Here is a 6,070-nt window from a genome sequence, read left to right as displayed (position 1 = left end):
GTCCGGGGCCTGCACGAAGAAGGTGTCCTGCATCGAGCGGGCCGGGTGGTCCTCGTGCAGGTTGAGGGCGTCGAAGTTGAGCCACTCCGCCTCGACCTCGGGGCCGGAGGCGACCTCGTAGCCCATGGCCACGAAGGTGTCCTCGATCCGCTCGGCCAGCGTGGTCAGCGGGTGCCGGGCGCCGCGCGGGGGTGCGGTCGAACGGCAGCGTGACGTCCCACCGCCTCCTCGACCAGCACGCGGGCGTCCCGCTCCGCCTCCAGCTCGACCTGACGCTTCGCCAGCGCCTGGTTCACCGCGCCGCGGGCCTGGCCGATCAGCTTTCCTGCCGCGGCCTTGGCCTGCGGGGGCAGTGCGCCGATCTCGCGGTTGGCGAGGGAGAGCGGCGAGCGGTCGCCGGTGTGGGCCACCTTCGCCTGCTTGAGCTCCTCGAGCGAGCCGGCCGCGGCGAAGGCCGCGACGGCCTCGTCCCGGCCTGCTCGACCGCTTCGGGCTTGAGTGCCTCGACCTCGACCGGGTCGTAGTCCTTGTTGGGTGCCGACATCGCTATCTTCCCGTGCTCCTGCTCGTGAAGGGGGGTGCCTCGCCCATTGCATTACGCACTGCGTGGCCGGGGCACGGGCAGCCGCTCCCGTACGAGTCGAGAAGGGTGTCCGCGGCACAGCCGCGCAGGGCGTCACACAACGCAATGGTCGAGTGTAGTCGCAGCCTGCGAACCGCCCGCCGGGCTCTCGACTCCTACAGCATGCTGTGTTGTCGGTCATGCTCTTTCAGAGCATGAAGTCGGGCACCCCGGCGGGCAGGATAAATCGGAAGCGGGCGCCGCCGGACGGCGCGCGGCTCACCCGGATGGTGCCGCCGTGGGCCTCGACGATGCCCTTGACGATGTAGAGGCCGAGGCCGGTGCCGCCGCGCTTGGAGCCGCGCCAGAAGCGGGTGAAGACGCGCGGCATGGACTCCTCGGGGATCCCGCTGCCCTCGTCGCTGACCGTCACCGCCGTCCCCTCCAGGACCCATTCGCGCCCGGCGCTCTCCACCAGTTCCTTGGCGGGCGCCACCTCGATCGTGACAGTCCCCTCGCCGTGGCGCACCGCATTTTCCAGCAGGTTGGCCAGCACCTGGTCCAGCTTGTCCGGGTCGGCCCAGAGCTGGGTGAGCGGCTGCTCGATCCGGATGTCGAAGCGGTCCTCGGGGATCCCGGCCGCCACCTTGCCCTCCACGTGCCGGCGCACGGCCGCGGGCAGGTCGACCACCTGCTTGCAGAGCTCCAGCCGGCCGGCGTCGATCCGGGAGATGTCCAGCAGCTCGGCGATCAGCCGGGTGACCCGGTCCGCGTCGGCGTCGACGGTCTCCAGCATCACCCGCTTCTGGCCGTCGGTGAACCGCTCCCACTTGGCCAGCAGGGTCCGGGTGAAGCCCTTGACGCTGGTCAGCGGCGAGCGCAGCTCGTGCGCGACGGTGGCGATCAGCTCGGCGTGGCTGCGCTCGGTGCGGCGGCGCGCCTCGGTGCCGCGCAGCGCCACCACCACCCGCCGGACCGGCCCGCCGCGGTGCTCCCGCACGTAGCGGGCGGAGACCAGCAGCTCGCGGCTGCCGGGCAGCAGCAGGTACCGCTCCGGCTGCCCCGTACGGATCGTCAGGCCGCCGTACGGGTCGGTCAGTTGCCACCAGCGGCGCCCGTCCAGGTCCTCCAGCGGGAGCGCCTGCTCCAGCGGCAGCCCGAGCGCCGCCTCCGGCCGGATGCCGGTCAGCCGGGCGGCCGCCCGGTTGAAGCGCACCACGACACCGGACGCGTCGGCGACCACCACCCCGTCCGGCAGCTCGTCCAAGTCCAGCTCGGCGCCGTCACCGGCCATGGGTCCCTCCCCGATCACCCACCGTGTCCGTTCCCCCACCGTCCGAACCCTAGCGCCCCTACCCCTTCGCGCGACACCCTCCCGGGGACCGCTGGGCGCGCGCGGAGGCGTACAGGCACACGGCGGCGGCCGTGGCGAGGTTGAGGCTCTCGGCGTGGCCGTGGATGGGCACCCGCACCACCTCGTCGGCGAGTGCGCGGGTCTCCTCCGGCAGGCCCCAGGCCTCGTTGCCGAAGACCCACGCGCCGGGGGCGCCCAGGGTGCCCTCGTCCAGCTCCTGGTCCAGGTCCCGGTCGCCGGCCCCGTCCGCGGCCAGCACCCGCACCCCGGCCTCGCGCAGCCGCGCCACCGCCTCCTCCACCGGCACCCCGACCGCGAACGGCAGGTGGAACAGGCTGCCCACCGAGGCCCGGACGGCCTTCGGGTTGTACGGGTCCACCGAGGCGTCGGTGAGGACCACCGCGTCCCGCCCCGGCCGCGTCGGCGGTGCGCAGCACCGTCGCTCCTCCGCCTCACCCCGGAGGAGACGTCGAAGGACGAACCGGTTCGGCATCACGGAGGAGGACCTCCGGGCCGCCCACACGGCCGACCTCGTGATCCGGGCCGAGGAGGGCGTCCAACGGATCCACGAGCGCGCCAGGCACCGCGCCGACGAGATCCACCCGCTGCGGTTGACGGTCTGACGCGCAGTCACTCCGCAGGGCCGGCCTTGGAGGGCTCGCGGTCAACCGGTCCGTCCGAGGGCCTGGCGGCTCGTCGGGCTCCGCCGGGCGTGCGCCGCGCGCGCCTGGTCCAGGAGTTCGGCCCAGGACTCCACCGTGGGGCGGCGGCGCAGCAGCGCCCGGCGGTCGCGTTCGGTCATCCCGCCCCAGACGCCGTGCTCGATGCGCCGGTCGAGCGCATGGGCCAGGCACTCGGTGCGGACCGGGCATCCGTCGCAGACCGCCTTCGCCCGGTGCTGCGCCGCTCCCTCGACGAACAGCGCGTCCGGGTCGACCCTCCGGCACGCCCCGCGCTCCGCCCAGGTCCCGTCGATGTCCCCCACGATCTTCCCCTCCCGATGGCGTTCCTGACGGCCCGACAGAGCCGTCGGACGGGTCCATGACACTAGGTGCCCGTCCGCCCGCCCGACAGCCGACCATCATCCGATCGAGTGAAGATCGGACAATGCCCCACCGCGCACGGTCAGCGGCGTGAGCCGGGGATCAGACCGTCCAGGTCCGGCACCGGGTGGGGCACGGTCAGCCAGTGCACGAGGGCCTGCCCCCCGAGGCTGGCGCGGCGCAGGCGGCCCGCGACCAGCTCGGCGACGGCACGGGCCTGCCGCGCGGTGAACGGACCGGTGACCAGTCGGCGGCCGTCGGGGAGCACCAGCAGACCTGACCGCGGACGCCGGGCGGATCCGGTGATGCCGACCAGCAGCGCGGCGGCCGGCGGATCCGGGACGGCGTGCGGGAACGGACGTGCGGCAACGGCGGACCGGATTCGTCGGGGCATGGCGTCATCGTGCCCCGCCCGCACCCGAACCGCCTGCCGGACCACCCGCCGGATCAGGCCGCGGCGGCGAGGTCGGCGGCGCCGAAGCCGACGGAGAAGCGCTTGCACCAGATGACGGCGCTGTGGAGGCCGCTGAGGTCGGTGCCGGCCGGGACGGCGTAGTTCTGGTTGCCCATGTTGCCCTTGAGGCGGCCGAGTTCGACGGCGCCGGGGCCGAGGTCGTCGAGCCTGGACTCGGCGGCGGGGCGGGTGGAGAGGTAGACGCGGACGTCGGGACCCTCGGAGGTGGCGAGGTTCTCCAGGCGCAGGACGGTGCTCCCGTCGGCCAGCCGGACGAGGCGGGCCTGACCGGTGGTGGTGTGCTCGCCGGACACGAAGCTCCCCCGGCCGAGGTCCGTCGGCGCGGCAGCGGACGGGGCGGCACCGGACGGGGCGGGGCTCGCGGCCGTCGAACTGCCGGTCGCGGGCGCGGCGGTGGGGGCGGCAGCGGGAGCGGCGACCACGATCGGGAGGGCCTCCTCGACGGTCGTGGTCGTGAAGGCCTTCCACGGCTCGAAGGCGAGCAGGCCCGCCGCGACCACCGCCGCCAGCGCGAGCGACAGGACCGTCAGGGTGGGCTTGGACACGCGTCGTCGCATCAGGAACTCCGGGGCGGGGAACGGGCTGACGACCACGATCGAAGCACCACGGGTGTGCGCCGTGCCAGCTCCGAGGGCATTACGGAACCCTGACGCCGACGAGCCCTGCCGGGCACCCGCCGGACCGGACCGGATCAGCCGACCCGTGCCCGCAGCCGGCGCCCTTCCGCCCCGGACGGAGCGCGGTGGCTCACGCGGTTCGCATGCACACCGAGTTCTACCGTCTGTACGGGTGATTCCGTGCCCGCGGCGGGGCCGGCCCGTGCCGGGCGTGGTGGAGTGGCCGGGGCCGGCTTCGCGTCCGGCCGCTGACCTCCTGGAAGGAACTCCCCCTGTGCGTATGCGTGTTCGCATGAGCCTGGCCGTCGCCGTCGCCGCCGCCTGCCTCGCCTCGACCGGCGCGGCGAGCCCTTCCCGGGCCGTCACCGCCCCGACCGCGGAGACGGCGGCCGCGGCACTGCAGCGCGCGGCCGAGCAGTGCGGCTCGGGCGAGGTCTGCTTCTGGCGCGACCGGAACTTCTCGGGGACCCCGTGGCGCTGGTCGCCCTCGAACGGCTACCGGGACCTGCCGTCCAACCTGCACGACCACGTGTACTCCTTCTACGCCAACGCCCGCGCCTGCTTCATCGACTGGAGCCCCGCGGAGCGCCGCGCGGTCAACAGCGGTGACTACGCCAAGGCCTACGACACCAACTTCGGCAAGCGGATCGACGCCGTGGACGTCCGCTGCTGAGGCCCCGGCCCACGGGGCTGATGCGCCGTCAGCCGGGGAGGCGTGAACGGCTGGCATGTTCCCGGCCGAAAAATCCCTGTTCACGGCCCTAGCGGCAGCCGGATCACGGGGTCTAGTGTTCCGGCCACGGCGGCCCCACCACAGCCTCGACCGGGCCGTCGGGCAGAGCAGCCGTGCCCCGCCACGGGCACTGCTTGCCTCCCACCGGCCGGGTCCGCCCGGAGCGGTCCCCCGTCGCTCCCGGACCCGGCCGTCTGCTGCCCTCCCCCGCCCGTGGCGGGGCGTCAGGGGTGGAGGGAGGCCTCGTGCTCGGTGTGCCCCTCGGGTTCGAGCTGGATCGTCGAGTGGGCCACGTCGAAGTGGTCACCGACGCAGCGCTGGAGACGGGCGAGCAGATCGCCCTCGTCGCGCGCGAGCGCCGCCCGCTCCACCACCACGTGCGCGGTGAGGACCGGCATTCCGGAGGTGACCGTCCACCCGTGCAGGTCGTGCACGGCGACGACGCCCGGCTCGGCCGTCATGTGGCGGCGCACCTCGGCGAGTTCGAGGCCCTGCGGGGTCGCCTCCAGGAGCACGTGCACGGCGTCCCGCAGCAGTCCGTACGCCCTCGGCACGATCAGCAGTCCGATCACGATGGAGGCGATCGGGTCCGCCGCCTGCCACCCGGTCAGCAGGATCACCAGGCCTCCCACGATGACCGCGACCGAGCCGAGCGCGTCGCCGAGCACCTCCAGGTAGGCGCCGCGCAGGTTGAGGCTCTGGTCCTTGGCGTCCCGCAGCAGCCACAGGCCGACCAGGTTGGCGGCCAGCCCGCCGACCGCGACCACGAACATCAGCCCGCCCTTGACCTCGACGGGTTCACTGAAGCGGCCGATCGCCGACCAGAGCACCCACACGAAGATGCCGACCAGGAGCAGGGCGTTGAGCACCGCCGAGAAGATCTCGACCCGGTAGAAGCCGAAGGTCCGCTTCGGGGTGGGGGCGCGCTGGGCGAGGGTGATCGCGCCGAGGGCGAGCGAGACCCCGACCGCGTCGGTGAGGCTGTGCGCGGCGTCGGCGAGCAGCGCCAGCGAACCGGAGACCACCGAGCCGACCACCTGGATGAGGGTGATCGACGCACTGATGCCGATGGTCCACAGCAACCGCTTGCGGAAGCCGCCGCTCAGGGTGCCGGAGGCGGCGGACGGCGCACCGTGGTCATGGCCCATGCACGCACCGCACCTCTCGCTGACGTCCGGCACTCCCCGAGGTCGCGCGTGCCGGATCCGTACGCCAGTCGACCACGCGGCCCGCACCCCGGCCACCGGCACTGGCCCGAACGCGGTCCCCGTCGATCCTCCCGTTCT

The 6,070-nt window shown here is 73.7% G+C and carries 6 protein-coding genes and 2 pseudogenes; 1 reads left to right on the top strand and 7 read right to left on the bottom strand.

The window, feature by feature from the left end; translation table 11 throughout:
• The 6 genes and pseudogenes from ABD946_RS29130 to ABD946_RS29105 form a co-directional block, all read right to left on the bottom strand.
• Positions 1-544, bottom strand: a pseudogene (locus ABD946_RS29130) (tRNA ligase subunit PheS family protein); the annotation flags it as partial.
• 226 nt (positions 545-770) lie between these two features.
• Positions 771-1,856, bottom strand: a complete 1,086-nt coding sequence (locus tag ABD946_RS29125) for a sensor histidine kinase (RefSeq protein WP_345279496.1) — start codon at positions 1,854-1,856, stop codon at positions 771-773.
• A gap of 58 nt (positions 1,857-1,914) precedes the next feature.
• Positions 1,915-2,368, bottom strand: a pseudogene (locus ABD946_RS29120) (TrmH family RNA methyltransferase); the annotation flags it as partial.
• A 212-nt stretch (positions 2,369-2,580) separates the two neighbouring features.
• Positions 2,581-2,892: a WhiB family transcriptional regulator gene (locus ABD946_RS29115; protein WP_345288500.1), complete on the bottom strand. Its 312-nt coding sequence runs from the start codon at positions 2,890-2,892 to the stop codon at positions 2,581-2,583.
• 149 nt (positions 2,893-3,041) lie between these two features.
• Positions 3,042-3,353, bottom strand: a complete 312-nt coding sequence (locus ABD946_RS29110; protein ID WP_345288495.1) for a hypothetical protein — start codon at positions 3,351-3,353, stop codon at positions 3,042-3,044.
• 53 nt (positions 3,354-3,406) lie between these two features.
• A complete protein-coding gene (locus ABD946_RS29105; RefSeq protein WP_345288493.1) occupies positions 3,407-3,991 on the bottom strand; it encodes a DM13 domain-containing protein in 585 nt (194 codons plus the stop codon).
• A gap of 352 nt (positions 3,992-4,343) precedes the next feature.
• Here ABD946_RS29105 and ABD946_RS29100 point away from each other — a divergent pair, with 352 nt between their 5' ends.
• Complete coding sequence (locus ABD946_RS29100; protein WP_345288491.1) at positions 4,344-4,724, top strand: peptidase inhibitor family I36 protein; 381 nt, start codon at positions 4,344-4,346, stop codon at positions 4,722-4,724.
• Between the two features lie 284 nt (positions 4,725-5,008).
• Here ABD946_RS29100 and ABD946_RS29095 read toward each other — a convergent pair whose 3' ends face one another.
• Positions 5,009-5,932, bottom strand: a complete 924-nt coding sequence (locus tag ABD946_RS29095; protein WP_345288490.1) for a cation diffusion facilitator family transporter — start codon at positions 5,930-5,932, stop codon at positions 5,009-5,011.
• Positions 5,933-6,070: the final 138 nt, after the last annotated feature.

This window comes from Kitasatospora albolonga (assembly GCF_039535905.1).
Classification (GTDB): domain Bacteria; phylum Actinomycetota; class Actinomycetes; order Streptomycetales; family Streptomycetaceae; genus Kitasatospora; species Kitasatospora albolonga.
Note: the sequence above shows the minus strand (reverse complement) of the source record. Positions and strands in the feature narration are given on the sequence as shown.